The sequence below is a fragment of the Rhodococcoides trifolii genome (genome assembly GCF_014635345.1).
Classification (GTDB): domain Bacteria; phylum Actinomycetota; class Actinomycetes; order Mycobacteriales; family Mycobacteriaceae; genus Rhodococcoides; species Rhodococcoides trifolii.
Map to the genome: position 1 here is coordinate 869,599 of NZ_BMCU01000001.1, position 25,502 is coordinate 895,100.

The window sequence follows — 25,502 nt, forward strand, 5'->3', positions numbered from 1 at the left end:
TCGTTACACAAATGGCGAACACGGTCACGATGGCGGAGGTCGCGAAAGCAGCCGGAGTCTCGCTGATGAGTGTCTCCTACGCGTTCGGCCAGCCCGACCGCGTCTCCGACGCCACCCGCCTCAAGGTCCGGGAAGCAGCGGAGCGCCTCGGCTACACCGGACCGCACCGCGGTGCGCAGTCCCTGCGCCGCGGAACGACCAACAACCTCGGCGTCGTCCTGACCGAGAAATTGTCCTACGCCTTCGACGACGCCCAGGCCAGGCAGTACCTGTCCGGAATCGCCGACGCGTGCCTCGACACCGATACCGGCCTTGTTCTGCTACCCAATGCGCGCATCGGCCGTGACGTCGAGCGAATCAGGGACGCCCACGTCGACGGTTTCGTCCTGTGGACGACGGTGTCCGACGACCCCGTCCTCGACGCCGTCGTCGGAACCGGAAAACCGGTGTGCATTCAGGGCGGCCCTCGTCACCCCGGCACGGCGTTCGTCGGTATCGACGACGTGCGCGCCGCGATCGACATCGCGACCCTCGGCCTGGTCGGTTCGACGCGACCTGCGGTGCTCAGCTTCCCGATGGACCACCGCCGTGCCGCCGGGGTGGTGCACGGACCTGATCCCGACGACGCCACCTTCCCCGTCACGCGCCACCGCCTCGCCGGCTATCGGCAGGCCGTCACCGCCGCCGGGTTGTCGTGGGACGAGACGCCGGTTGCGTTCGTGCCCAGCAACATTCGCGACCACGGGGCGGCGGCCGCCCGCAACATCCTCGGAGCCACCGACGCCTTGCTCGCGATGAGCGACGAGCTGGCGTTCGGCGCGTCGGACGTTGCCGCGGAGATGTCGCTGCACATCCCCGATGACTTTTCGCTGACCGGCTGGGACGACTCCGCGGCCGCGGCCACCGCCGGCCTGACGACGGTGGCGCAGTCGCTCTACGACCAGGGCCGGGCAGCGGCACGCTTCGTTCTCGGGCAGTCCACGACGATCGACGAAGCCACGTTTCGAGTCGTGGTCAGATCGTCCACGCGCTGAGGCGTTCACAGCGTTCGCCCGGGTTGCTCCCAGCTCCAGCCGAGGTAGGCACGTCAGAGTCGTTCGAGACAGCAACTCGAAGGGACCTCACATGACCACCGTTCTCGACCAGGCTCCGACGCATCCCCACGCGCCGCCGCCACCGCGACGACAGTTCCGCGGTTCGGCGGTCGGCCTCGTCGTGCTGCTCGCGGCCACCGCCGTCCTCTACCTCTGGGACCTGACCGCCAGCGGCTACGCCAACACCTTCTACGCCGCGGCCGCACAGGCAGGATCGCAGGACTGGAAAGCCTGGTTCTTCGGGTCCCTCGACTCCGCGAACTTCATCACCGTCGACAAGCCGCCCGCGTCGCTGTGGGTCATGGGCTTGTCCGGACGCATCTTCGGTTTTTCGAGTGCGAGCCTTCTCGTCCCGCAGGCACTCATGGGCGTCGGTTCGGTCGCTCTCGTGTACGCGGCGGTCAAGCGCGTTGCATCTCCCGGTGCGGGCCTGCTTGCCGGTGCGGTTCTGGCCGCGACGCCGGCTGCTGCACTCATGTTCCGCTTCGACAACCCTGACGCCCTCCTCGTTCTGCTGATGACGCTCGGCGGATACTTCGTGATCCGTGCCGTGCAGACCGAACTCGGAAAACGCGCCGCGATGTGGATCGTATTGGCAGGTGTCGCACTCGGTTTCGCGTTCCTGACCAAGATGCTGCAGGGACTGCTCGTACTCCCGGCCTTCGCGCTCGCGTACCTCGTCGCCGGACAGGCGAAGCTCCTTCCGCGACTGATGCATCTGGTCGGCGGACTCGTCGCACTCGTCGTCGCCTCCGGTTGGTGGGTGCTCGCGGCTGCCGTGTGGCCCGCTGACGCCCGTCCCTACATCGGTGGGTCGACGGACAACACCGTCATGGACCTCGTGCTCGGATACAACGGCTTGGGCCGCATCTTCGGCGCCTCACAGGGCAGTGGCGGTGGCGGCGGCGGTGGAATGACAGGCGGCGCAGCAGGATCCAGTTTTGGCGGTAGCACCGGCCTGGATCGGCTGTTCGGCAGCGAGATGGGCATTCAGATCTCCTGGCTCATTCCCGCCGCGCTCGTGGCACTGATCTTCGGCATCATCGTCCGGGGACGCGCTCCGCGGACCGACGGTCTGCGCGCCTCGCTCATCATGTGGGGTGGCTGGTTCCTCGTCACGGGTCTGATCTTCAGTTTCATGTCCGGCACCATCCACCCCTACTACACCGTCGCACTTGCTCCGGCCGTGGCCGCACTGGTCGGTGTCGGCGGGTACGCACTGTGGGCGCAGCGCCATCGTGTTCTGCCTCGCGTCGGCATCGCCGCGATGATGCTCGCAGCCGGATCGTGGAGCTGGGTTCTGTTGCACCGCAACGCTGACTGGCTCTCTGCGCTGAAGTGGATCCTGCTCGTCGGTACCGTCGCCGGTGCCGTCCTCGTCCTCCTCGGTGGACAGAACCGGTTCCGTAAGTTGGCCGTCGCCGGCATCATCGTCGGCTCGATCGCCGGCATCGGCGGATCCGCATCCTACGCAATCGCCACTGCTGCAACAGCTCACAGCGGTTCCATCCCCACCGCGGGTCCCAGCGGTGCCGTCGCCGACGGCGGCATGGGCGGCATGGGTGGTGGAACTCGGCCCGATGGTGGCACGGCTCCGACGGGCGGCACGGCTCCAACGGGTGGCACGGCTCCGACGGGCGGCATGGGCGGGGGCGGAACGGGCGGCGAGTCCAATGCCGAGCTTACCGCCCTGCTCGAGAACGCCGGCACCACCTGGTCCGCGGCCACCAACGGGTCGCAGAGCGCCGCGACGTACGAATTGGCAAGTAACACAGCGGTCATGGCCATCGGCGGATGGAGCGGTGACCCCGCTCCGACGCTCGATCAGTTCATCGCGTACGTCGAATCGGGTCAGGTGCACTACTACATCGCCGGCGGCATGGGCGGGGGCGGCATGGGCGGTACCGACAGCACGTCCAGCCAGATCCAGGAGTGGGTCGCCGCCAACTTCGCCTCCACGACGGTCGGCAGTTCGACCGTCTACGACCTGAGTGGCCTGAAGTAGTCGTTGCCCAGTGAATCCCGTGCGTGGATGGTGCCGTCGGGCAGAATCTCGTAGTCCCAATGTTTGTCGGTTTTCATGTTGTGGTGCCTTCGGCACAGGGGTCGCAGGTTCGAGCCGATGGTCCACCCGCCGAGCAGGGGATCGGCGTGGTCGAATTCGACGACGTGGTCGAGGTCGCAGCGCGCCGATGGGACCTGGCAGCCCGGATGGACGCAGGTGTGATGTTGTCCGCGCACGTATTCCGCCAGAGCGGCGCCGGGAGCGTACGTCAGCGCGCCGGGTGGTGGGGTCGCGAAGCCGCCGTGTCCGTCGGGGTACTCGGCGTGGCATTTCTCGGGCTCGCACCTGAACCGGTGGGTCCAGTAGTCGACGACTCGACACGCCGGATCGACGGGCACCGGATCCCGATCGTCGTGGATCCGCGGTTGGTGACCTGGTCGAAGTTTCCTGGTGCGGCCCAGGACTACGGCGGCTGCCCCCGCACGTTCCTCGGCGTCGGCATCCTCGTAGTCGTGGGCGCGGAAAACGATGTCGCGCAGTCGCTTCGCGTCCGTGCTCGTGCAGTCACACGATCGGTACGCGTCGGGTGCCGTACCGGGGGTGTCACCGTAGTACGGCTCACCTCCGGTGAGCGTGTCCAGGAAGCGGCGGCTGGCGAGGAAGATGGCTTGCCAGGTTCCGTCCGCCATGAGCCGAGCGGCGGTATCGGGGTCGAGTGGTCCGTACCCGTGCAGGTACGGTGCGGCGGATCCCAAGCCGAGGACGGTTTCGAGATCGACAGTGATGTGGGTGAGGTTGGTCGACGGTGTCGGCGTGACCGAGTCCCGATGCGGGCACTCCTCGTCGCCGCACTCGCACGCGACACTGTTGCCGCGCATCACGGCGACGAAGCTTGCGGACAGTTTCTCTCCGGGAGTACGGGAATCTGCGTGGCAGAGTGTGCGCCTGGCGTCGGTCATGCGTTGGCCGAGCTCGGCGCCCTCGGCTGCGTCCACCACCGCGATGACCTTTTTCAGCCCGTGCCGCATCGGGATAATTCGAACCTTCTTCTCTGCCTCCGAGGCCAGCTTCCGGGCCTTCTCGTCCCAGTCCGGAATCATTGCGCGGACGAGACGGTCGATTTCGGTCCCGAGAGGTCCGGGCGCGAGGACACGGGCGCAGGCGACCACGTCCTCGTCGAGTTCGTTCATCACCGCGGCGGGGACGCCCGAGATGTGGTTGGCGATGACGCGGACCTTGGTCAGCGGCAAGTCTCCGGCCACGAATGCGTCGTGCACCGCGGGACGCATGCGCCACCGCAGGTTCAGCAATCCGTCGATGACGGGGCAGGTCGAGGCCAGCTGCGCGGACATCTCGGCGACGACACTGTTGTGGATGTAGGTGCTGTCGGGTGAGTCGACGGTGCGTTCGGGCCAGCGGGTGCGGGCTTCGTAGTAGTCGGCGATGGTGTCGATGCGTACGGCGTCGGCGATGTTGGCTGCCCGGTCGCTGTCGGCGACCCCGGCGAGCATGGCGCGAGCAGTCTCGACACTCACCTGCATCACCCCCCGATGAAGTCCCTACCAGCAAAATCGAACGTATGTTCGAACTGAAGAAAGACTATCGCAGGGCTCCGACAACTCTTACGGGTTGACGATCCCGAACCCCGGCACGCCGATGGCGCCGACTGCACTGACCGCGATACCCACCGGCCCGCCTCCGGTCGTGATCGTGGTCGGAGTGGACCCGGCCTCGGTGGCCCCGCTCGCCCCGCTCGCGAAGTTGATCCACTGCACCGTCAAGCCGCTGCTGTAGCCGGCGCACCGTGGTCCGAGCTGGTTGCACAGTTCGCCGGCCGTGAGTCGAACCACTCCGGTTCCGTTGGTTGCAGCCTCGAGAATCTCGTAAGCGAACGGGAACGGGGACCCGACCAGGTAATTGGTTCGGATGAACTGTGAGGCGTAAGCAGGTTCGGCAGACGCCGGTGCAGCACCGGCGACCACTGCGCCCGCGAGCGCGCATGCCACGGTGGCCGATCGAATGAGGTGGGTTCGATGTGCTGTCATGCGGCGGGACGTTACTGGACCAGATGGACTGTTTCGGATAACGAACGATCACGATCGAATGACATCTGAAGAGGGCGTAAGACTGAGGACATGACTCTCGCACAACGCACCCTCGGTACCCGGTCTCCGCTCACCGTCTCCGCACTCGGACTCGGCTGCATGGGCATGTCCGAGTTCTACGGCGACACCGACCGCGCATCCGGCATCGCCACCATCCGCCGGGCACTGGACATCGGCGTGTCCTTTTTCGACACGGCAGACATGTACGGCCCGTTCGTCAACGAAGAACTTGTCGGAGAAGCCATCGCGGGTCGACGTGACGAGGTGGTTCTCGCGACCAAGTTCGGCAACGAGCGGCTCGCCGACGGCACGCGTCTCGGAATCAACGGCACTCCGGAGTACGTCCGCTCGGCGTGCGACGCGTCACTGACCCGGCTCGGAGTCGATCACATCGACCTCTACTACCAGCACCGCGTCGACAAGTCCGTCCCGATCGAGGACACAGTCGGCGCGATGGCCGAACTGGTCCAGGCGGGCAAGGTCCGCCATCTGGGAATGTCGGAAGCGTCGGCGTCGACCATTCGACGCGCTCACGCCGTCCACCCGATCACGGCGGTGCAGACCGAGTATTCGTTGTTCACGCGCGATCTGGAGGAGACCGTGCTGCCGACGCTGCGCGAGTTGGGTATCGGTCTCGTGCCCTACTCGCCACTGGGCCGCGGGCTGCTCACCGGTGCCATCGCACACGAATCCGAACTGGCCGCGACGGACTCCCGCCGCACCTCGTACTTCCCGCGCTTTCAGGGCGAGGCGTTGGCGACGAATCTCGAGCTGGTGCAGAGGATCGGAACGATCGCCGACCGACTGAACTGCACTCCCGGGCAGCTCGCTCTCGCGTGGGTTCTCGCGCAGGGTGACGACATCGCTCCGATTCCCGGAACCAAGCGCGTGCCTTACCTGGAGGAGAACGTCTCCGCGCTGGACGTGCAAGTCACGCAGGACGTTCTGAACGAGCTGGAGTCCGCTGTTCCCGCGGGAGCCGTGGCCGGCGCGCGCTACGGGGACATGTCCAGCATCGACGAGTGACTCAGGACTGATCGAGCCGTACCGCCCGCACGAACGTGTAGAGCAAGGCGGGCACGGCGATGATCAAGGACATCACGGGCGCCCACACGACGAGGGCGCCGAGCGGCGGAACATCCTGAAAGAGCATGTTGTAGCCGATGATTCCGGTCACCGCGGTGCCGGCGAGAGCGATGTGCGTGATCAACATCCAGCGATCGAGGAACACTCCCGCGAACAGTCCCAGCACGACGAAGAACGCTGTCTTACCCACGGCGTAAGCGGGCGGCATGTTCGCGCTGAGGTTCGCGGCGGCGATTCCGATGTCGGAGAGCACGACGAACGCGAATGCGCTGTGCAGTCGCGGCCAGGATGTGATCAGCCACCACAGTGCCGCAGCGAACGCGAAGGCGGCGGAGCCGACCTGCACACCGAGGGCGAATGTCGACGTGGCACCGAATCCGAAGAGGATCTCGAGGGTTGCGCAGACGCCCATCGATGCGGTGAAGAACGCGATGATCCACCGCACCAGACGCTCGTCGGTGAACGACGACATGAGTCCCACGATCCACTCGTAGCGGCCTTCGAGCTCGCCGAGTGGTTCGTCGTCGGGTTCGGGCGCAGACGCAAGCGACGGGTCGTCCGCGAGTTCGCGCGACTCGGCGTACTCGGCGCCGGAGTCGAATGCCGTGGTGAAGGGTCGCGATGGGCCGTACGCCCGCCGTGGTGCAGGAAATCCGTCTCGTGTCACCATCGCGGATCGCGATCCCTCCGGTGCGGGCGACCGCAGGCGATCTCGGCGATGCAGCGTGTCGCGAACCAATTCTCGGCTGGGTGCGGTATTGGGTCGTGCACCCATTCGCAATACCGTAAACCAGGTATTCGTTCCAGGAACGGGGTTGAATGGCCAACCCGATTGTTTTGGGAGTTGTCACAACACCGTTAAACAAGCAAGCACGCTTGCTTTTTTGCGAAGATGATGCGACCGTTCTGCCCATGGCGTCCTTGACTGCGATCCTGGCGGACCTCCGGGCGGAGGGAGATGCGTTGGACGCGATGGTGTCCGACGCGGACAGCTCCGTGTGGCAGACGCCGACCCCCGCCGCCGGCTGGACGGTGGCGCACCAGATAGCCCACCTGCACTGGACCGACCACGTGTCCGCGCTTACCGCTGCGGGAGCAGCGGGCGACGAGGATGCCGACGCCGCGTTCGACGCCGTGATCGCCGACGCGATGGCCGCGCCGGACACCTTCGTCGACACCGCCGCCGAGACACTGGCCACCGAACAGATCACCAGCCTGCTCGCCCTGTGGCGTCTCGGACGGGCACAACTCTTGGACGTTCTCCCTCGCGTTCCCGACGGCACCAAGATTCGTTGGTTCGGTCCGCCGATGAGTCCCGCATCCATGGCCACCGCCCGCATCATGGAGACCTGGGCTCACGGCCAGGACGTCGCCGACGCCCTGGGGGTCGAGCGAACTCCGACCGCCAGGCTGAAGCACGTCGCGCACATCGGAGTGCGCACCCGAGATTTCGCATACGCGGTCCACGGACGCCCGGCGCCGGCCGAGCAGTTCCGCACCGAACTCACTGCGCCCGACGGCGACCTCTGGACCTGGGGTCCCGAGGACGCTTCCCAGCGCATCACCGGACCTGCCGAAGACTTCTGTCTCCTGGTCACCCAGCGGGCCCATCGCGACGACCTCGAGGTCTCGGCAACGGGTGCCGACGCGACCCACTGGCTCACTATCGCACAAGCTTTCGCCGGTGCACCCGGCTCGGGCAGATCAAAAAGCGCAGGACGGGACCCAAGATGACGATCCGCATCGGCAACTGCTCCGGCTTCTACGGCGACCGACTCTCTGCGATGCGCGAGATGCTCGAGGGCGGTGAACTCGACTATCTGACAGGCGACTACCTCGCCGAGCTCACCATGCTCATCCTCGGCCGAGACCGCATGAAGGACCCCGCTCGCGGCTACGCCAAGACGTTCCTGCGGCAACTCGAAGAGTGCCTCGGCCTCGCGAGCGACAAGAACGTGACGATCGTGTCCAACGCAGGTGGTCTCAACCCCGCCGGGCTCGCCGACGCCATCCGCGAGCTGTCCGAAAAGCTGGGTGTGGCAACGACGGTGGCTCACGTCGAAGGCGACGATCTGCTCTCCCGAGCAGCCGAACTCGAGCTGGGAACCCCGCTCACCGCGAACGCGTACCTCGGAGCCTTCGGCGTCGCCCGCTGTCTCGACGCGGGCGCGCAGGTGGTGGTCACCGGACGAGTCACCGACGCGTCCGTCGTGGTCGCCCCGGCCATTTCACGATTCGGCTGGGCCAGAACCGATTACGACAAGTTGGCGGGCGCGGTTGTCGCGGGACACGTCATCGAGTGCGGAACCCAGGCGACCGGGGGCAACTACTCGTTCTTCACCGAAATTGCGGATATGTCGCGTCCGGGGTTTCCGATCGCCGAAATCTCCGAAGACGGTTCCTCCGTCATCACCAAGCACGGCGGCTCCGCCGGGGCAGTGACCATCGGAACCGTGACGGCGCAGTTGATGTACGAGATCACCGGTGCCCGCTACCTCGGTCCCGACGTGACCGCCCGCATGGATTCGGTGTCGCTGACGCAAGAGGGTCCGAACCGTGTCCGCATCTCCGGTGCGATCGGCGAACCGCCACCGTCGACGCTGAAGGTGTCTCGGAACCTGTTGGGCGGGTTCCGGAACGAGATGACCTTCGTTCTCACCGGCCTCGACATCGAAGCCAAGGCCGATCTTGCGAAGAGTCAGATGATCGCGGCTCTGCAACCACCGCCGCGCGAGATCGACTGGACTCTCGCCCGGACCGATCACCCCGACGCCGAGAGCGAGGAGACGGCGAGCGCACTGCTTCGCGTGGTCGTGCGTGACGACGACGCGAACCGCGTCGGCCGTGTGTTCTCCGCTGCGGCAGTCGAACTCGCACTGGCGAGTTACCCCGGCTTCCACGTGACCGCACCGCCCGCCGCAGCCAGTCCGTACGGCGTCTTCGAACCGGGGTACGTCGACCAGAAGGTTCCCGAACACGTTGCTGTGCTCCCCGACGGGGAGCGTGTCGACATCGAGCCGCCGTCCGAAACGACGACGACCGAACCAGACGGTGAACCGGTTCTGCCGGAACCGTTGCCTACCGAACCCACCGTCCGCGCACCGCTCGGTACCGTCGCCGCAGCGCGAAGCGGCGACAAGGGTGGCAACGCCAACGTCGGAGTCTGGGTCCGTACCGATCGCGAATGGTCTTGGCTCACACACGAATTGACCGTGGACAGAGTCAAGCAACTCCTGCCCGAAGTCGCGGACCTACCCGTGTCCCGCCACGTCTTCCCCAACATCAAGGCCCTCAACTTCGTCGTCGACGGCATCCTCGGCCAGGGCGTCGCGTCGCAGGCTCGTTTCGATCCACAGGCGAAAGGCCTGGGGGAGTGGCTGCGATCGCGGCACGTCGACATCCCCGAATCCGTAGCGTTCTCGAAAGGCGTCGAGTGAACATCTGGACCACCCCCGAGCGGGAGCAACTCCGTAAGACAGTGACGAGCTTCGTCGAACAGGACATCGCGCCGCACTTGGACCAGTGGGAAAAGGACGGGGAGCTTCCGCGCGAACTACACAGGAGCGCAGCAGCTCTCGGGCTCCTCGGTGCCGGCTTCCCGGAGTCGGCGGGCGGCGACGGCGGCGATCTCGCCGACGCATTGATCATCTGCGAGGCCATGCACGAGGCCGGCGCGTCGGGCGGGCTGTTTGCATCCCTGTTCACCTGCGGAATTGCTCTGCCGCACCTGATCGGAGCGAACGATCCCGAGCAGATCGAGCGGTGGGTCGCACCGACTTTGCGCGGCGAGCTCATCGGGTCGCTCGCCATCACCGAACCCGGTGGCGGCTCCGACGTCGGCCATCTGCGCACCACCGCGGTGAAGGACGGCGACCACTACGTGGTCAACGGCTCCAAGACCTACATCACCTCGGGATGCCGTGCCGATTTCGTCGTCACCGCCGTCCGCACCGATGGCCCCGGCGCCGGCGGCGTCTCCCTGCTCGTGATCGAGAAGGGCACACCCGGTTTCGAGGTCTCACGCAAGCTGGACAAGATGGGATGGCGAGCCTCCGACACCGCCGAACTGTCCTTCCAGGACGCCCGCGTTCCGGTGGGCAACCTGGTCGGCGAGGAGAACACGGGGTTCGTCCAGATCGCGAAGGCGTTCGTCACCGAGCGTGCAGCGCTTGCTGCACAGGCGTACTCGAGCGCGCAACGCTGCCTCGACCTGACCATCCAGTGGACCCGCGACAGGGAGACGTTCGGCAAGCCGCTCATCGAGCGGCAGTCGGTGCAGAACACTCTCACCGAAATGCACCGCAAGATCGACGTCGCCCGCGTGTACACCCGCGCCCTCGTCGAGCGCGCCATCACCACGAACGACGACTGCATCGCCGAGGTGTGCTTCGCGAAGAACACCGCGGTGGAGGCCGGCGAATGGGTGGCCAACCAGGCTGTGCAACTCTTCGGCGGTCTCGGATACATGAGCGAAAGCGAAGTGGAGCGGCAGTACCGCGACATGAGAATTCTCGGGATCGGCGGCGGAACAACGGAAATCCTGACCGGGCTTGCCGCGAAACGATTGGGATATCAGAAGTGACCACACTGAAGTCGGGACTCGACACCGGTTCCGAGGCGTTCACCTCCGCCGCAGCCATCATGGAGACCAAGCTCGCCGAGATCGACGTCGAACACGCCAAGGCCATCGGCGGTGGCGGCACCAAATACACCGAGCGCCATCACAAACGCGGCAAGCTCCTTGCTCGGGAGCGCATCGAGCTGCTCGTCGACGAGGACGCGCCCTTCCTCGAACTCTGCCCTCTCGCGGCCTGGGGCAGCGACTTTCCCGTCGGGGCCAGCACGGTCGTCGGCATCGGGGTGGTCAGCGGAGTCGAATGCCTCATCGTGGCCAACGATCCGACCGTCCGCGGCGGCACCAGCAATCCGTGGACACTGCGTAAGGGGTTTCGCGCCAACGACATTGCGGTGCAGAACCGATTGCCGGTGATCTCGCTCGTCGAATCGGGCGGCGCCGACCTTCCCACTCAGAAGGAAGTGTTCATCCCCGGTGGCCGGATGTTCCGCGATTTGACGCAGCTGTCCGCCAAAGGTATTCCGACCATCGCACTGGTCTTCGGCAACTCCACCGCGGGCGGCGCCTACATCCCCGGTATGTCCGATCACGTGGTGATGATCAAGGAACAGTCCAAGGTGTTCCTCGCCGGACCTCCGCTGGTCAAGATGGCGACGGGCGAGGAATCCGACGACGAATCGCTCGGTGGCGCCGAGATGCACGCTCGCACATCCGGTCTGGCCGACTACTTCGCCGTCGACGAGCATGACGCCATCCGTATCGGGCGCTCGATCGTGAAGCGACTGAACTGGCAGAAGAAGGGTCCCGCCCCGCGGGAGACCGTCATCCCGCCGCTCTACGACGAGGAGGATCTCCTCGGCATCGTTCCGGCCGATCTCAAGACCCCGTTCGATCCCCACGAGGTGATCGCGCGCATCGTCGACGGCTCCGACTTCGACGAGTTCAAGCCGATGTACGGCGGCAGTCTGGTCACCGGCTGGGCCGAACTCCACGGCTACCCCATCGGCATCCTCGCCAACGCGAGGGGTGTGTTGTTCAGCGAGGAATCGCAGAAGGCCACGCAGTTCATCCAGTTGGCGAACCGCTCGAACACTCCACTGTTGTTCCTGCACAACACGACCGGATACATGGTCGGCAAGGAGTACGAGGAAGGCGGGATGATCAAGCACGGCTCCATGATGATCAACGCCGTCTCCAACTCGACGGTCCCGCACATCTCGATCCTGCTCGGGGCGTCCTACGGCGCCGGTCACTACGGCATGTGCGGCCGCGCCTTCGACCCACGATTCCTCTTCGCCTGGCCCAGCGCGAAATCGGCAGTGATGGGCGGCGCGCAGCTGGCGGGCGTCATCTCCATCGTCAGCAGGGCGTCCGCGGAAGCACGCGGTCAGGCGTTCGACGCCGAAGCCGACGCCGGAATGCGCGCCATGATCGAAGGTCAGATCGAGGCCGAGTCGTTGCCCATGTTCCTGTCGGGGCGCCTGTACGACGACGGCGTCATCGACCCCCGTGATACCCGCACGGTGGTGGGAATGTGCCTGTCGGCCATTGCCACCGCCCCGATCGAAGGCACCGCCAACTTCGGTGTCTTTCGGATGTGACCATGCACTCGATACTCGTAGCCAACCGCGGTGAAATCGCCCGCCGAGTCTTCGCCACCGCCCGTCGGACCGGGCTCGGTACCGTCGCGGTGTTCTCCGATCCCGATGCCGGCAGCCCCCACGTCGCCGAAGCGGATGTGGCCGTTCGTCTTCCGGGTAAGTCGCCGACGGACACCTACCTCCGCGGCGATCTGGTCATCGCCGCGGCCCTGTCGGCCCACGCCGACGCGATCCACCCCGGTTACGGATTCCTCTCCGAGAACGCCGAGTTCGCGCAGGCAGTGCAGAACGCGGGACTCACGTGGATCGGGCCGCCCACCAAGTCGATCGAGCTGATGGGCTCGAAGGTCGAGTCCAAGAAGATCATGCGCGAAGCCGGAGTCCCGGTACTCGAGCAGAAGGACCCGGCCGACATCACGCAGAGCGACCTGCCGGTGCTGATCAAGGCGTCCGCCGGCGGCGGTGGACGCGGCATGCGGGTGGTGCGCGAGATCGACCGTCTGGCGGAGGAGATCGACGCCGCTCAGCGAGAGGCGCTGTCCGCCTTCGGTGATTCCACCGTCTTCTGCGAGAAGTACCTCGAAACCGGTCGCCACATCGAGGTTCAGGTGATGGCCGACAAGCACGGCACGGTTTGGGCGGTCGGTGAACGCGAATGCTCCATCCAACGTCGGCACCAGAAGGTGATCGAGGAGGCGCCGTCACCCCTGGTGGAGAAGACACCCAAGATGCGCGATCGCCTCTTCGAAGCATCACGACTGGCAGCGAACGCCATCGGGTACGAAGGCGCCGGCACCGTCGAATTCCTGAGCGACGAGAACGGTGACTTCTTCTTCCTGGAGATGAACACTCGTCTGCAGGTGGAACATCCGGTCACCGAATGCACCACGGGTCTCGATCTCGTCGACCTTCAGCTCCGAGTTGCCGACGGTGAGCGCTTGCCCGCCGAACCGCCTGCTACGCGGGGCCATTCGATCGAAGTACGCCTCTACGCCGAGGATCCGGCGCAGAACTGGCAGCCACAGAGCGGACCGGTGCACCGCTTCCACATCCCCGGTGTACGAGAAGAATTCGACGTACTGACGACCCCTGGGATCAGGCTCGACTCCGGAGTGATCGACGGCAGCGTCGTCGGTGTCGACTACGACCCCATGCTCGCCAAGGTGATCTCGTACGCGAACACCCGGAGCGGAGCCGCAACCATCCTCGCCAAAGCTCTGCACGACGCCACTGTTCACGGACTGAAGACCAACCGCGACCTACTGGTCACCGTGCTGCGCCATCCGGCGTTCCTCGCCGGCGACACCGATACGGCGTTCTTCGCGACGCACGACCTCGATGTTCTCGCTCGGCCGCTGGCGGACCAGAACGCGCAACGACTGTCGGCACTTGCTGCGGCGCTGGCGGATTCGGCCGCCAATCGAGCGCAGGCCCGCACGCTCACATCCGTTGCGGCGGCGTGGCGCAACATGGCGTCGGCTCCGCAACGCAAGGAGTACGAGGCGGAATCGGGCATCATCGCCGTCGACTATCTGCGCACGCGGGGCGGCATCACCGCGCCGGACTATCCCGACGTGGTCGTCGAGAGCGCTACCCCGACGGAGACAGTGCTGGTGGTCGACGGGCTCCGCCGGACGTTCCGCATCGCCCGCTACGGCCGCGGTGTGTTCGTCGACTCCTCGCTCGGACCGGTCACGCTGGAATCCGTTCCTCGATTCGTCGACCCGTCGGAGCAAGTAGCGGCAGGATCGTTGGTGGCGCCCATGCCGGGCGCCGTCGTGCGGGTCGGCGTTCACGTCGGAGACACGGTCACGGTGGGAACGCCGATCGTGTGGTTGGAAGCAATGAAAATGGAACACACGATCGTCGCACCGGCGGCGGGCGTCCTCACTCACCTCGGCGTGACAGTCGGCCAACAGGTGGACGTGGGTTCGGTTATCGCAGTGATAGAGGGAGACCAGTCATGACATTCGGATTCATCGAGACCGACGAGCAGAAGGAACTGCGCGCGTCGGTGTCGGCTCTGGGCCAGCGATTCAACTACAAGGACTACGTGCTGCCGAAGGCGCGACGCGGTGAGCCTCTCACCGAATTGTGGACCGAGGCAGGCAAACTCGGCTTCCTCGGTGTGAACATCTCCGAGGAGTACGGCGGCGGTGGGGCGGGAATCTACGAACTCGCGCTCGTGCAGGAAGAGATGGCGGCGCACGGTGCAGGACTGCTCCTCGTGGTCGTGTCCCCGGCCATCTGCGGCACGATCATCGGCAAGTACGGCACAGCGGATCAGAAGCAGGAGTGGCTGACCGGCCTCGCCGACGGTTCCAAGATCATGGTCTTCGGTATCACCGAGGCCGACGCGGGTTCCAACTCGCATCAGATCACCACCACCGCCAGGCGCGACGGTGACGACTGGATCCTGACCGGCAACAAGATCTACATCTCGGGTGTCGATCAGGCCGACGCGGTGCTCGTGGTCGCGCGTACCGAGGACTCGAAGACCGGCAAACTGAAGCCGGCGCTGTTCATCGTCCCGACCAGTGCGGACGGCATGACCAAGACCGCGATGGACATGGACATCATCGAGCCCGATCACCAGTTCATGCTGTTCCTCGATCAGGTGCGGCTCCCCGCGACAGCCCTGGTGGGAGAAGCGGACGCTGCGCTCATGCAGCTCTTCGCCGGCCTGAACCCCGAGCGCATTCTCGGTGCGGCCATGGCTATCGGCATGGGCCGGTACGCCCTCGACGCCGCGGTGAAGTTCGCCAACGAGCGCACCGTCTGGAAGACCACCATCGGTGCGCACCAGGGGATCGCGCACCCGCTGGCGCAGGTGAAGATCGAACTGGAGCTGGCTCGACTGATGATGCAGAAGGCCGCCGCCCTGTACGACAGCGGCGACGACTTCGGCGCCGCGGAAGCGGCCAACATGGCCAAATACGCTGCAGCAGAGGCGAGTATCAAAGCCCTCGACCAGGCGATCCAGACCCACGGCGGCGCCGGTCTCACCGCGGAGTACGGCCTCGCGTCCATGTTGGGTGCCGCACGGATCGCTCGCGTCGCCCCGGTCAGCCGCGAGATGATCTTGAACTTCGTCTCGCAGCACTCCTTGGGCCTGGCCCGCTCGTACTGATGGCGGTGAAGTACGAGGTCGCAGACGGCGCCGCAACTCTGACGCTGGATTCGCCGAGCAACAGAAATGCCCTGTCCTCGGCGCTCGTGGGGGAACTGCTGGGTGGGCTCGAGGCTGCTATCCGAGACAGCGCCGTCCGCGCCATCGTCCTGACCCACACCGGCGGAACCTTCTGCGCCGGGGCGGATCTCACGGAGGCGGGCAGCTCACCGGAGCAGCGGACCCAGCAGATGGTCGACCTGTTGCGCGCCGTCGTCGAGTGCCCCAAACCGGTGGTCGGGGTGATCGACGGCCACGTGCGCGCCGGCGGGATGGGCCTTGTCGGCGCGTGCGACATCGTCGTCAGCGGACCGGCAAGCACGTTCGCACTCACCGAGGCGCGCCTGGGCCTCGCGGCATCGATCGTGTCGCTGACCCTCCTACCGCGTCTCACCTCTCGCGCGGCCGGCCGGTACTTTCTCACCGGAGAGAAGTTCGGACCGGAGAAGGCGGAGGCGATCGGGTTGGTCAGCGATATCGCGCCGGATCCACATGCCGCCGCGGCGGAGATTCTGAACTCGCTGCGCAAGGCGTCACCGCAAGGTCTCTCCGAGTCGAAGGCGCTGACCACGCGCAGCATTCTTGCCGACTTCGATTCTCTCGCAGACGAACTCGCTGCCACCTCCGCACGACTGTTCGCGTCGGACGAGGCCCGCGAGGGCATGATGTCGTTCCTGGAAAAGAGGTCACCTCGGTGGTCACGGTGACCCGCACACCCAAACAGGACCGCAGCCGCGTCACTCGTCGCCGACTCCTCGAGGCCACCATCGACTCGCTGGCGCAGGCCGGGTGGAACGCGACGACCGTCGGCGTGGTGGCCGAGCGTGCCGGTGTGTCACGCGGCGCGACGCAACACCACTTCCCGACGCGTGAAGACCTCATCACCGCGGCGCTCGAGTACATGTTCGACGAGCGGACCGACGTCGCACGTCGCGAGGCGGAGACGATTCCGCCCGGTCCCGGGCGGACCAAGATTGTGGTCGAAAGGCTGGTCGAGTACTACACCGGCCCGATGTTCAAAGCGGCTCTGCAGGTGTGGACGGCGGCGTCCGCGGATCCCGAGCTGCGTGACCGGATCGTCCCCCTCGAGGAGAAGTTCGGGCGCCGAGCGCACCAGATGGCCGTCGAGAATCTCGGTGTCGACGACACCGATCCCGCCGTGCACCGGCTGGTGCAGGCAACGCTGGACCTCGCCCGCGGTCTCGGTCTCGCCGACGTGCTGACCGACGACGCTCGGCGGCGCAGCGAGGTCGTGCGTGCCTGGGCCGACGTCCTCGACGCGGCCCTGACACAGCAGTAGCCTCCGGCCTGCACACCGCACCCACCTGTGCTTGGCTCGGCCCGTGAATACCGAGACCGCCCGCGTGCACCGCGGCCACGTGTTCCACATCGCCGGCTCGCCTGTCCTCGGCGATGCAGCGGAATCCCTCGTCGAGTTCGAGGACGGCGCACTGGTGGTCGCGTCGGGAAAAATCCTGTGGTGCGGCAACCATGCCGACCTTCCGGCCGAGTACCTCGAGATGTCCGTCGACGACCACCGCCCCGGCTTCCTGATTCCGGGTTTCGTCGACACCCACGTGCACTTCCCGCAGACCTTCACGGGCGACGCGTACGGCGGCGGCCAACTTCTCGAGTGGCTCGAACGGTGCGTGTTTCCGTCGGAAGCGCGGTTCTCGGACCTCGACTTCGCGTCTGTTGCTGCGGCGAGATTCTGCGACCGGCGCATTGCAGCCGGAACCACAGCCGCCATGGTCTTCGGATCGGCCTTCCCCCACGCGCAGGACGCACTGTTCACCGAGACCGCGCGCCGCGGCCTGCGGATCGTCAGCGGCCGCGGCATCCAGACCCGCGGCCCGGCGTCGGCGGCTCCGCTGATCACGAGCGAGGCCGACGCGATCCGCCTCACCCGCGAGGAGATCGAGAAGTGGCACGGCGACGCGGACTCGTTGCTGCACGTCGCCGTCGTCCCGCGGTTCTCGCTGTCGGTCACCACCGACACCTTCGCTGCCCTGGGCGACCTGTACGACGACGTCAGAACCGACGGCGTCTACTTCCACTCCCATCTGAACGAGAACGATCGCCCGGGCACCGGTGAGGTGGCCGCGACCAAGGAAGTGTTCGGCACCCACACCTACCTGGACACCTACGACGGCAAGTTCCTGGCCGGCTCGAAGACGGGCGGGTCGTCGCTGTTGGGTCGGCGCAGCATCCTCGCCCACGCGGTCCATTGCGAGGACGGCGAGTTGGCGCGGATGGCCGAGACAGGCACGTCGATCTCGCATTGCCCGACGTCGCAGCAGTTCCTGGGCTCCGGCACCATGCCGTGGAAGCGCACGGTCGCGTCCGGCGTGACCGTCTCGATGGGATCGGACCACGGCGGCGGCGACGAGTTCTGCATCGCCCGCGTCCTCAACGACTCCTTCAAGGTGCATATCTCCGAACCGGGAGACGACGGACTGTCACTGCACCCAGCCGAGTTGTTGTTCAGCGGGACGCTCGCCGGCGCCCGTGCGCTCGACATGGAGGAGCGGTTCGGCAACTTCGACGTGGGGAAGGACGCCGACTTCCTGGTGATCGATCCGTCGTTGTGGGAACCCCTTCACGACGCATTGGCCTACGGTCACTTCTCGGACGATCCCACCCTTGCGCGTGACCAGCGGCTGTTCACTTTGCTGATGACGATGCGCGAACCGGCCATCGCACACGTTCATGTGCGGGGGAGGCGGCTATAGGTACTCTCTGTGCCATGTCGCGCGCCCGGATCCTCGTGTCCGTGAGCGCCGCTCTGTTGCTGGCAGCCTGTGGGTCGAGCAGCGGCGACGATCAGGCCGGCAGCGAGCCGACCACCACCCTTGCTCCGGCCCTCGGCCCCGACTTCGGCGTGTGCGGATCGTTGACCGACGACGAAGTCAGATCCGCGTTCGCCGTCCCGTCCTTCGCCGTCGTGAACCGCAATTCCGTCGGGTGTGTTTGGGAGACAACGGGTCCGACCGGTCCGAGCGTCAGCTTCTCCTGGTATCGCGGATCCCCTATCGGGCGTGAGCGGGCCAGTTCGGAGCTGATCGGACGTCCGGCCGAGGACATCGAGATCGACGGTCATCAGGGTTTCGAGGCGCAGTTCGAGAACGCCTCCGGGCAGGTGGTTCTGTGCGAGTCGGCAGTGCAGTACGACGCCGACTTCATTCACATGTCGGTCACCTACTCCGATACACCTCCGACCGCGGACGCCTGCACGGTGTCCCGAGACCTGCTCGAACTCGTGGCATCGAGGGCCAAGTGAGAAAGACCGTCGTACTGATCGCAGCCGGCCTTCTACTGGCCGGCTGCGGCAACACCATCACGGGCACCCCGACAGCGGCGCGCGTCGACCTCGGCGACGAGAACTTCACGAATTTGCTCGCGGAATGCAACGCCGTCACCGAGGAGCAGATCGCGCAGGTGGTCGGAGGCAATCAGATCGACAAGGGATTCCTCGGCGCCATCTGCCGGTGGGACGTCGCGGGCGCGACCGGCGCGGTGCACGTCACGTTCGACTGGTTCGAGAACGGGACGCTCGAGAACGAGAAGACGACGAACGAAAATCTGGGATGGAACGTCGCCGACGTGACCGTCTCCTCGCGCAAGGCCATCGAAATTCGTCAGCCGGACGACCCTGCGTCGTGCGGGGTGTCCGCCGGCGCTCCCGGCACCGGCGTCATCGGCTGGTGGGTCCAGTATCGGCCCGGATCCTCCTCCGACCCGTGCGTGGCAGCCACCAAGCTGATGCAGTTGGCCCTCAATCTCAGTGCCTGACCGCTATCACGCAGGAGGCGTTTTGACCGTCGACCACGCCGACGGGTAACGTGATAGGTCGGGTCCGGCTCGTCCGGACCGTTTGTGTGCCTATGCGAGGTACAGCCGTGTTCCGTCATGGAAACCGGCTGCACGTGTGGGGGTACGCGACACACCCGACCGCGGGGTGAGCTGAGTTTCCGAACTTCGGCCCGCGGGAGTACGGGTGAGGAGCAGCGTTTTCTTGCTCCAACTGCTGGATCCCTGAATATCTATCGCGAAGAAAGCCGGTTACATTGCCAACCATCAATCAGCTGGTCCGTAAGGGCCGCACCGACAAGGTCAACAAGCTGAAGACCGCTGCCCTGAAGGGCAGCCCCCAGCGCCGTGGCGTGTGCACTCGCGTGTACACCACCACCCCGAAGAAGCCGAACTCCGCTCTTCGTAAGGTCGCGCGCGTCCGCTTGACCACCGCTGTCGAGGTCACCGCCTACATCCCCGGTGAAGGACACAATCTGCAGGAGCACTCGATGGTGCTCGTCCGCGGTGGTCGCGTGAAGGACCTCCCCGGTGTTCGGTACAAGATCATCCGTGGCTCGCTCGACACGCAGGGCGTCAAGGCCCGCAAGCAGGCTCGAAGCAAGTACGGCGCCAAGAAGGAGAAGAGCTGATATGCCACGCAAGGGGCCAGCACCCAAGCGTCCGTTGATCAACGACCCGGTCTACGGGTCCCCGTTGGTCACGCAGCTTGTGAACAAGATTCTGCTCGACGGCAAGAAGTCGACCGCAGAACGCATCGTCTACCAGGCACTCGAGCAGGCACGCGAGAAGACCGGCACCGATCCGGTCGTCACGCTCAAGCGCGCGCTCGACAACGTCAAGCCTGCACTCGAGGTGCGCAGCCGCCGTGTCGGTGGCGCCACCTACCAGGTTCCCGTCGAGGTCCGTCCGGGCCGCTCCACCACTCTGGCCCTGCGCTGGTTGGTCTCGTTCTCTCGCGCGCGTCGTGAGAAGACCATGGTCGAGCGTCTCGCCAACGAGCTTCTCGACGCCAGCAACGGTCTCGGCGCAGCAGTCAAGCGTCGCGAGGACACGCACAAGATGGCAGAAGCCAACAAGGCTTTCGCGCACTACCGCTGGTGAAACTTCGTCGCGCTCTGCGACGTTGTACTTACTGAACCAGCACTATCAGTACTTAGCAGTTCTCTTACAACACCAAGGCGGATGATTTCGTGGCACAGGACGTGCTGACCGACCTGAACAAGGTCCGAAACATCGGCATCATGGCCCACATCGATGCCGGCAAGACCACCACTACCGAGCGCATCCTCTTCTACACCGGTATCTCGTACAAGATCGGTGAGGTCCACGACGGCGCAGCCACCATGGACTGGATGGAGCAGGAGCAGGAGCGTGGCATCACGATCACTTCTGCAGCTACCACGTGCTTCTGGAACGACAACCAGATCAACATCATCGACACCCCGGGTCACGTCGACTTCACGGTCGAGGTGGAGCGTTCGCTCCGAGTCCTCGACGGTGCCGTTGCCGTGTTCGACGGAAAAGAAGGCGTCGAGCCGCAGTCGGAGCAGGTCTGGCGTCAGGCCGACAAGTACGACGTGCCGCGTATCTGTTTCGTCAACAAGATGGACAAGCTCGGTGCGGACTTCTTCTTCACCGTGCAGACCATCAAGGACCGCCTCGGTGCCAAGCCGTTGGTCATCCAGCTGCCGATCGGCGCAGAGGACAACTTCGAGGGCATCATCGACCTGGTCGAGATGAACGCGAAGGTCTGGCGCGGCGAGACGAAGCTCGGTGAGTCGTACGAGACCATCGAGATCCCGGCCGAACTCGCCGAGCAGGCGGCGCAGTACCGCCAGGAGCTCATGGAGACCGTCGCCGAGTCGGACGAGGCTCTGCTCGAGAAGTTCTTCGGCGGTGAAGAGCTCTCGATCGAGGAGATCAAGAGCGCCATCCGCAAGATGACGGTCAACTCCGAGCTCTACCCGATCATGTGTGGCTCGGCGTTCAAGAACAAGGGCGTTCAGCCCATGCTCGACGCCGTGATCGACTACCTCCCGTCCCCGCTCGACGTCGCCGAGACCATCGGACACGCCGTCGGTGACGAGGAGAAGGAGATCTCGCGCAAGCCGAGTGCCGACGAGCCGTTCGCGGCTCTGGCGTTCAAGATCGCCACGCACCCGTTCTTCGGCAAGCTGACCTATGTCCGCGTGTACTCGGGCAAGGTCGACTCCGGCGCTCAGGTCATCAACTCGACCAAGGGCAAGAAGGAGCGTCTGGGCAAGCTTTTCCAGATGCACTCCAACAAGGAGAACCCGGTTGCCACCGCGAGTGCCGGTCACATCTACGCCGTGATCGGTCTGAAGGACACGACGACGGGTGACACGCTCTGCGATCCGCAGAACCAGATCATCCTCGAGTCGATGACCTTCCCGGACCCGGTCATCCAGGTCTCGATCGAGCCCAAGACCAAGTCCGACCAGGAGAAGCTCGGCACAGCGATCCAGAAGCTGGCCGAAGAGGATCCGACGTTCTCGGTCAAGCAGGACGAAGAGACCGGCCAGACCGTCATCGGCGGCATGGGCGAGCTTCACCTCGACATCCTCGTCGACCGCATGCGCCGCGAGTTCAAGGTCGAGGCCAACGTCGGCAAGCCGCAGGTGGCGTACCGCGAGACCATCACCAAGAAGGTCGAGAAGCACGACTTCACCCACAAGAAGCAGACGGGTGGATCGGGCCAGTTCGCGAAGGTCATCATCGCCCTCGAGCCCTTCATCGGCGAGGACGGCGCAACCTACGAGTTCGAGAACAAGGTTTCCGGCGGACGTATCCCGCGCGAGTACATCCCGTCGGTCGACGCGGGTGCACAGGACGCCATGCAGTACGGCGTGCTCGCCGGCTACCCGCTGGTGAACCTGAAGCTCTCGCTTCTCGACGGTGCGTACCACGACGTGGACTCGTCGGAAATGGCGTTCAAGATCGCGGGTTCACAGGCACTCAAGGAAGCGGCCCGCAAGGCCGGTCCCGTGATCCTCGAACCCCTCATGGCTGTCGAGGTCATCACGCCCGAGGAATACATGGGCGACGTGATCGGCGACGTCAACTCCCGCCGTGGCCAGATTCAGGCCATGGAGGAACGCAGTGGTGCCCGTGTCGTCAAGGCATTGGTTCCGCTCTCGGAGATGTTCGGTTACATCGGCGATCTGCGGTCTCGTACCCAGGGTCGCGCGAACTACTCCATGGTGTTCGATTCCTACGCAGAGGTTCCGTCGAACGTCTCGAAGGAAATCATCGCGAAGGCCACAGGGGAGTAACTCTCCTTCGAAGCTGGACCAGGCACTACCCGTAAACAATCCGTATTGCTGCACATGGCACGCAAACAACAGTCCAGGAGGACACAGTGGCGAAGGCGAAGTTCGATCGGACGAAGCCGCACGTCAACATCGGCACCATTGGTCACGTTGACCACGGTAAGACGACGCTGACGGCTGCAATCACCAAGGTTCTGCACGACAAGTTCCCGGACCTGAACGAGGCCTCGGCCTTCGATCAGATCGACAAGGCGCCGGAGGAGAAGGCTCGTGGTATCACGATCAACATCTCCCACGTCGAGTACCAGACGGAGAAGCGCCACTACGCGCACGTCGATGCTCCGGGTCACGCGGACTACATCAAGAACATGATCACCGGTGCGGCTCAGATGGACGGCGCAATCCTCGTCGTCGCAGCCACCGACGGCCCCATGCCCCAGACGCGTGAGCACGTGCTGCTCGCTCGCCAGGTCGGCGTGCCGTACATCCTCGTCGCGCTGAACAAGGCCGATATGGTCGACGACGAAGAGATCATCGAGCTCGTCGAGATGGAGGTGCGCGAGCTTCTCGCCGCACAGGAATTCGACGAGGACGCACCGGTCATCAAGGTCTCCGCACTCAAGGCGCTCGAGGGCGACGAGAAGTGGGGCGCCTCGGTGCTCGAGCTCATGCAGGCCGTCGACGACTCGGTTCCGGACCCCGTCCGTGAGACCGAGAAGCCCTTCCTCATGCCCGTCGAGGACGTTTTCACGATCACCGGTCGTGGCACCGTCGTCACCGGTCGTATCGAGCGCGGTTCGGTCAACGTCAACGAAGATGTCGAGATCGTGGGCATCAAGGAGAAGTCGACCAAGACCACCGTCACCGGCATCGAAATGTTCCGCAAGCTGCTCGACTCGGGTCAGGCAGGCGACAACGTCGGCCTCCTCGTTCGTGGCATCAAGCGCGAAGACGTCGAGCGTGGACAGGTTGTCGTCAAGCCCGGCACCACGACTCCCCACACGGAGTTCGAGGGCCAGGCCTACATCCTGTCGAAGGACGAGGGTGGCCGCCACACTCCGTTCTTCAACAACTACCGCCCGCAGTTCTACTTCCGCACGACCGACGTCACCGGCGTCGTCACGTTGCCGGAAGGTACCGAGATGGTCATGCCCGGTGACAACACCGAGATGTCCGTCGTGCTGATCCAGCCGGTCGCCATGGACGAGGGCCTGCGCTTCGCGATCCGTGAGGGTGGCCGCACCGTCGGTGCCGGTCGCGTTACGAAGATCAACAAGTAACACCTGCTCCACCGAAGACACCGTAAAGGCGCGTACCCCTCGGGGTGCGCGCCTTTCGGCGTTTCCCCACCCGTTTCCGTAAGCTGCACCGCGTGACGGTCAAGTTGGCGTTGGTGTCGCACGCGGCCACGGAGGCGACGCGCAGTGTGCGCTTTCCAGCCGACGAGCCGCTCAACGTGACCGGCCTGCGCGACGTCGAGAAAGTGGACGGTCGAGCATTGGTGCGGGGCGGCGCGGTGTTGAGCGCACCCGAGCGCCGCACCACGGAAACCGCTCAGCGACTTCAGCTTTCGGACGTGCAGGTCGAGGACGCCGTGCGCGACGTGAACTACGGACGCTGGACCGGCAAAGCGATGACCGATCTCGGCGACGACGAACTGCACGCCTGGCTCACCGATCCCCGCGCGTCACCGCACGGCGGCGAATCGGTCTCGGACGTCGTCACGCGAGTGGCCGGCTGGCTCCGCACCCTCGACGAAGGTTCCCGCACGCTCACCGTCACCCACCCCGCTGTCGTACGAGCAGCGGTGGTGGTCGCACTGGGCGCGCCGTTGCAGGCGTTCTGGCGCATCGACGTCGTGCCGCTCAGCCTGACCTCGATGCACCGGCGAGGGAACCACTGGACGCTGCGGTGCGCCTCGTCGAGGTTGTGAACGGTAGATTCGAATCGTGATCGCTGCACTCATCGACTCCGGACTCGGCATGCTGCCCACCGCCGCGTGGCTGAAGCGGCTGCGACCGGACCTCGATCAGCTGCTCTTCACCGATCCCGACAACGCGCCCTGGGGACCGAAGCCCGAAGCATGGACCATCGAGAAGGTCGTCTCCACGGCTCGCCGGGCGGTGGAGATGGGCGCCGACGTCGTGGTCCTTCCCTGCAACACCGCGTCGGTGACGGCGCTGAGCCACACCCGCGTTGCCCTCGGCCCGTCCGTACCCGTGGTCGGTACGGTTCCGGCGATCAAACCCGCTGCAGCCGAACATGACTCGATCGCCATTTGGGCCACCGCCGCGACGACGGCCAGTAGGTACCAGGCCGATCTGGTTGCGAAGTTCGCCGACGGAAAACATGTCACTGCCGTCGCCTGCCACGGACTTGCCGACGCTATCGACCGTGGAGACTCGGGGGCCGTATCCGCGGCCATCGCATCGGCCGCCGAACGCACGCCGAGCGGGACCCGCGCGTTGGTCCTGGGGTGCACCCACTACCCCCTCGTCGTCGACGAGATCGTGGCGGCTCTGCCGCCCGGTGTCGAACTGTTCGACAGTGCCGAAGCGGTGGCTCGCCAGACGCTCAAACGGGTGGACGAGGTCGGCGGCGTTGCCGGTACCGGTGACGTCCGGGTGTTCCTCAGCGGCCGGCCGGGAGCGCTGCCCGACGGTGCGCTGGCGTTCGAGGCCGGGAGGCTTCTGGCGGAATCCGATACTCAGCGGTTCGTGCAGTGACACCGCAACAGTGAACCGCTGAGCACCCGATGTGCCG

Annotated in this window: 23 protein-coding genes; 20 read left to right on the forward strand and 3 right to left on the reverse strand. The window is 65.4% G+C overall.

Translation table 11 applies throughout. From position 1 onward, the window contains the following. Nucleotides 1-11: 11 nt before the first annotated feature. Both IEW02_RS04240 and IEW02_RS04245 read left to right on the forward strand, forming a co-directional pair. The gene (locus IEW02_RS04240; RefSeq protein ID WP_188543399.1) at nt 12-1,034 is read left to right on the forward strand and encodes a LacI family DNA-binding transcriptional regulator; all 1,023 of its coding nucleotides are present in this window, start codon (nt 12-14) and stop codon (nt 1,032-1,034) included. 91 nt (nt 1,035-1,125) lie between these two features. Further along, nucleotides 1,126-3,099: an ArnT family glycosyltransferase gene (locus IEW02_RS04245; RefSeq protein WP_188543400.1), complete on the forward strand. Its 1,974-nt coding sequence runs from the start codon at nt 1,126-1,128 to the stop codon at nt 3,097-3,099. Here IEW02_RS04245 and IEW02_RS04250 read toward each other — a convergent pair. Continuing rightward, nucleotides 3,075-4,634, reverse strand: a complete 1,560-nt coding sequence (locus tag IEW02_RS04250) for an HNH endonuclease signature motif containing protein (protein WP_188543401.1) — start codon at nt 4,632-4,634, stop codon at nt 3,075-3,077. The two genes, IEW02_RS04245 and IEW02_RS04250, sit on opposite strands and share 25 nt — an antisense overlap. Nucleotides 4,635-4,721: 87 nt before the next feature. Further along, on the reverse strand, nt 4,722-5,144 hold the full coding sequence (locus tag IEW02_RS04255) for a hypothetical protein (RefSeq protein WP_188543402.1): 423 nt from the start codon (nt 5,142-5,144) through the stop codon (nt 4,722-4,724). Nucleotides 5,145-5,234: 90 nt separating this feature from the next. Here IEW02_RS04255 and IEW02_RS04260 point away from each other — a divergent pair, with 90 nt between their 5' ends. Then, nucleotides 5,235-6,230, forward strand: a complete 996-nt coding sequence (locus IEW02_RS04260; protein WP_188543403.1) for an aldo/keto reductase — start codon at nt 5,235-5,237, stop codon at nt 6,228-6,230. A gap of 1 nt (nt 6,231) precedes the next feature. Here IEW02_RS04260 and IEW02_RS04265 read toward each other — a convergent pair whose 3' ends face one another. After that, nucleotides 6,232-7,065, reverse strand: a complete 834-nt coding sequence (locus IEW02_RS04265) for a hypothetical protein (protein ID WP_188543404.1) — start codon at nt 7,063-7,065, stop codon at nt 6,232-6,234. Nucleotides 7,066-7,202: 137 nt separating this feature from the next. Here IEW02_RS04265 and IEW02_RS04270 point away from each other — a divergent pair, with 137 nt between their 5' ends. From IEW02_RS04270 to IEW02_RS04350, 17 genes are all read left to right on the forward strand, one after another. Then, nucleotides 7,203-8,024 (forward strand): TIGR03084 family metal-binding protein, encoded by an 822-nt coding sequence (locus tag IEW02_RS04270; RefSeq protein WP_188543405.1) that lies wholly within the window; start codon nt 7,203-7,205, stop codon nt 8,022-8,024. Continuing rightward, complete coding sequence (locus IEW02_RS04275) at nt 8,021-9,727, forward strand: acyclic terpene utilization AtuA family protein (RefSeq protein WP_188543406.1); 1,707 nt, start codon at nt 8,021-8,023, stop codon at nt 9,725-9,727. Before IEW02_RS04270 ends, IEW02_RS04275 begins: the two co-directional genes overlap by 4 nt. Continuing rightward, on the forward strand, nt 9,724-10,872 hold the full coding sequence (locus IEW02_RS04280; RefSeq protein WP_188543407.1) for an acyl-CoA dehydrogenase family protein: 1,149 nt from the start codon (nt 9,724-9,726) through the stop codon (nt 10,870-10,872). The genes IEW02_RS04275 and IEW02_RS04280 overlap by 4 nt, the downstream gene beginning before the upstream one ends. Further along, nucleotides 10,869-12,467 (forward strand): acyl-CoA carboxylase subunit beta, encoded by a 1,599-nt coding sequence (locus IEW02_RS04285; RefSeq protein WP_188543408.1) that lies wholly within the window; start codon nt 10,869-10,871, stop codon nt 12,465-12,467. The genes IEW02_RS04280 and IEW02_RS04285 overlap by 4 nt, the downstream gene beginning before the upstream one ends. Before the next feature lie 2 nt (nt 12,468-12,469). After that, on the forward strand, nt 12,470-14,434 hold the full coding sequence (locus tag IEW02_RS04290) for an ATP-binding protein (protein WP_188543409.1): 1,965 nt from the start codon (nt 12,470-12,472) through the stop codon (nt 14,432-14,434). After that, on the forward strand, nt 14,431-15,597 hold the full coding sequence (locus IEW02_RS04295; RefSeq protein WP_188543410.1) for an acyl-CoA dehydrogenase family protein: 1,167 nt from the start codon (nt 14,431-14,433) through the stop codon (nt 15,595-15,597). Before IEW02_RS04290 ends, IEW02_RS04295 begins: the two co-directional genes overlap by 4 nt. Further along, on the forward strand, nt 15,597-16,343 hold the full coding sequence (locus tag IEW02_RS04300; RefSeq protein ID WP_188543411.1) for an enoyl-CoA hydratase family protein: 747 nt from the start codon (nt 15,597-15,599) through the stop codon (nt 16,341-16,343). The genes IEW02_RS04295 and IEW02_RS04300 overlap by 1 nt, the downstream gene beginning before the upstream one ends. After that, nucleotides 16,340-16,936: a TetR/AcrR family transcriptional regulator gene (locus IEW02_RS04305; protein ID WP_188543412.1), complete on the forward strand. Its 597-nt coding sequence runs from the start codon at nt 16,340-16,342 to the stop codon at nt 16,934-16,936. Before IEW02_RS04300 ends, IEW02_RS04305 begins: the two co-directional genes overlap by 4 nt. A 43-nt stretch (nt 16,937-16,979) precedes the next feature. Continuing rightward, nucleotides 16,980-18,368 carry a guanine deaminase gene (locus IEW02_RS04310; RefSeq protein WP_188543413.1) on the forward strand — a complete coding sequence of 463 codons (1,389 nt, stop codon included), beginning with the start codon at nt 16,980-16,982 and terminating at the stop codon, nt 18,366-18,368. A 14-nt stretch (nt 18,369-18,382) separates the two neighbouring features. After that, a complete protein-coding gene (locus IEW02_RS04315; protein ID WP_188543414.1) occupies nt 18,383-18,916 on the forward strand; it encodes a DUF3558 domain-containing protein in 534 nt (177 codons plus the stop codon). After that, on the forward strand, nt 18,913-19,428 hold the full coding sequence (locus tag IEW02_RS04320; RefSeq protein WP_229745773.1) for a DUF3558 domain-containing protein: 516 nt from the start codon (nt 18,913-18,915) through the stop codon (nt 19,426-19,428). Before IEW02_RS04315 ends, IEW02_RS04320 begins: the two co-directional genes overlap by 4 nt. Before the next feature lie 275 nt (nt 19,429-19,703). After that, the gene (rpsL, locus tag IEW02_RS04325) at nt 19,704-20,078 is read left to right on the forward strand and encodes a 30S ribosomal protein S12 (protein WP_188543415.1); all 375 of its coding nucleotides are present in this window, start codon (nt 19,704-19,706) and stop codon (nt 20,076-20,078) included. Nucleotide 20,079: 1 nt separating this feature from the next. After that, a complete protein-coding gene (gene rpsG / locus IEW02_RS04330; RefSeq protein WP_027504615.1) occupies nt 20,080-20,550 on the forward strand; it encodes a 30S ribosomal protein S7 in 471 nt (156 codons plus the stop codon). Between the two features lie 89 nt (nt 20,551-20,639). Further along, nucleotides 20,640-22,742: an elongation factor G gene (gene fusA, locus IEW02_RS04335; protein ID WP_188543416.1), complete on the forward strand. Its 2,103-nt coding sequence runs from the start codon at nt 20,640-20,642 to the stop codon at nt 22,740-22,742. Between the two features lie 86 nt (nt 22,743-22,828). Then, the gene (tuf, locus tag IEW02_RS04340) at nt 22,829-24,019 is read left to right on the forward strand and encodes an elongation factor Tu (protein ID WP_188543417.1); all 1,191 of its coding nucleotides are present in this window, start codon (nt 22,829-22,831) and stop codon (nt 24,017-24,019) included. Between the two features lie 92 nt (nt 24,020-24,111). Next, the gene (locus tag IEW02_RS04345; protein ID WP_188543418.1) at nt 24,112-24,672 is read left to right on the forward strand and encodes a histidine phosphatase family protein; all 561 of its coding nucleotides are present in this window, start codon (nt 24,112-24,114) and stop codon (nt 24,670-24,672) included. A 16-nt stretch (nt 24,673-24,688) separates the two neighbouring features. After that, nucleotides 24,689-25,465: a glutamate racemase gene (locus IEW02_RS04350; RefSeq protein WP_188543419.1), complete on the forward strand. Its 777-nt coding sequence runs from the start codon at nt 24,689-24,691 to the stop codon at nt 25,463-25,465. The last annotated feature ends 37 nt before the right edge of the window (nt 25,466-25,502 follow it).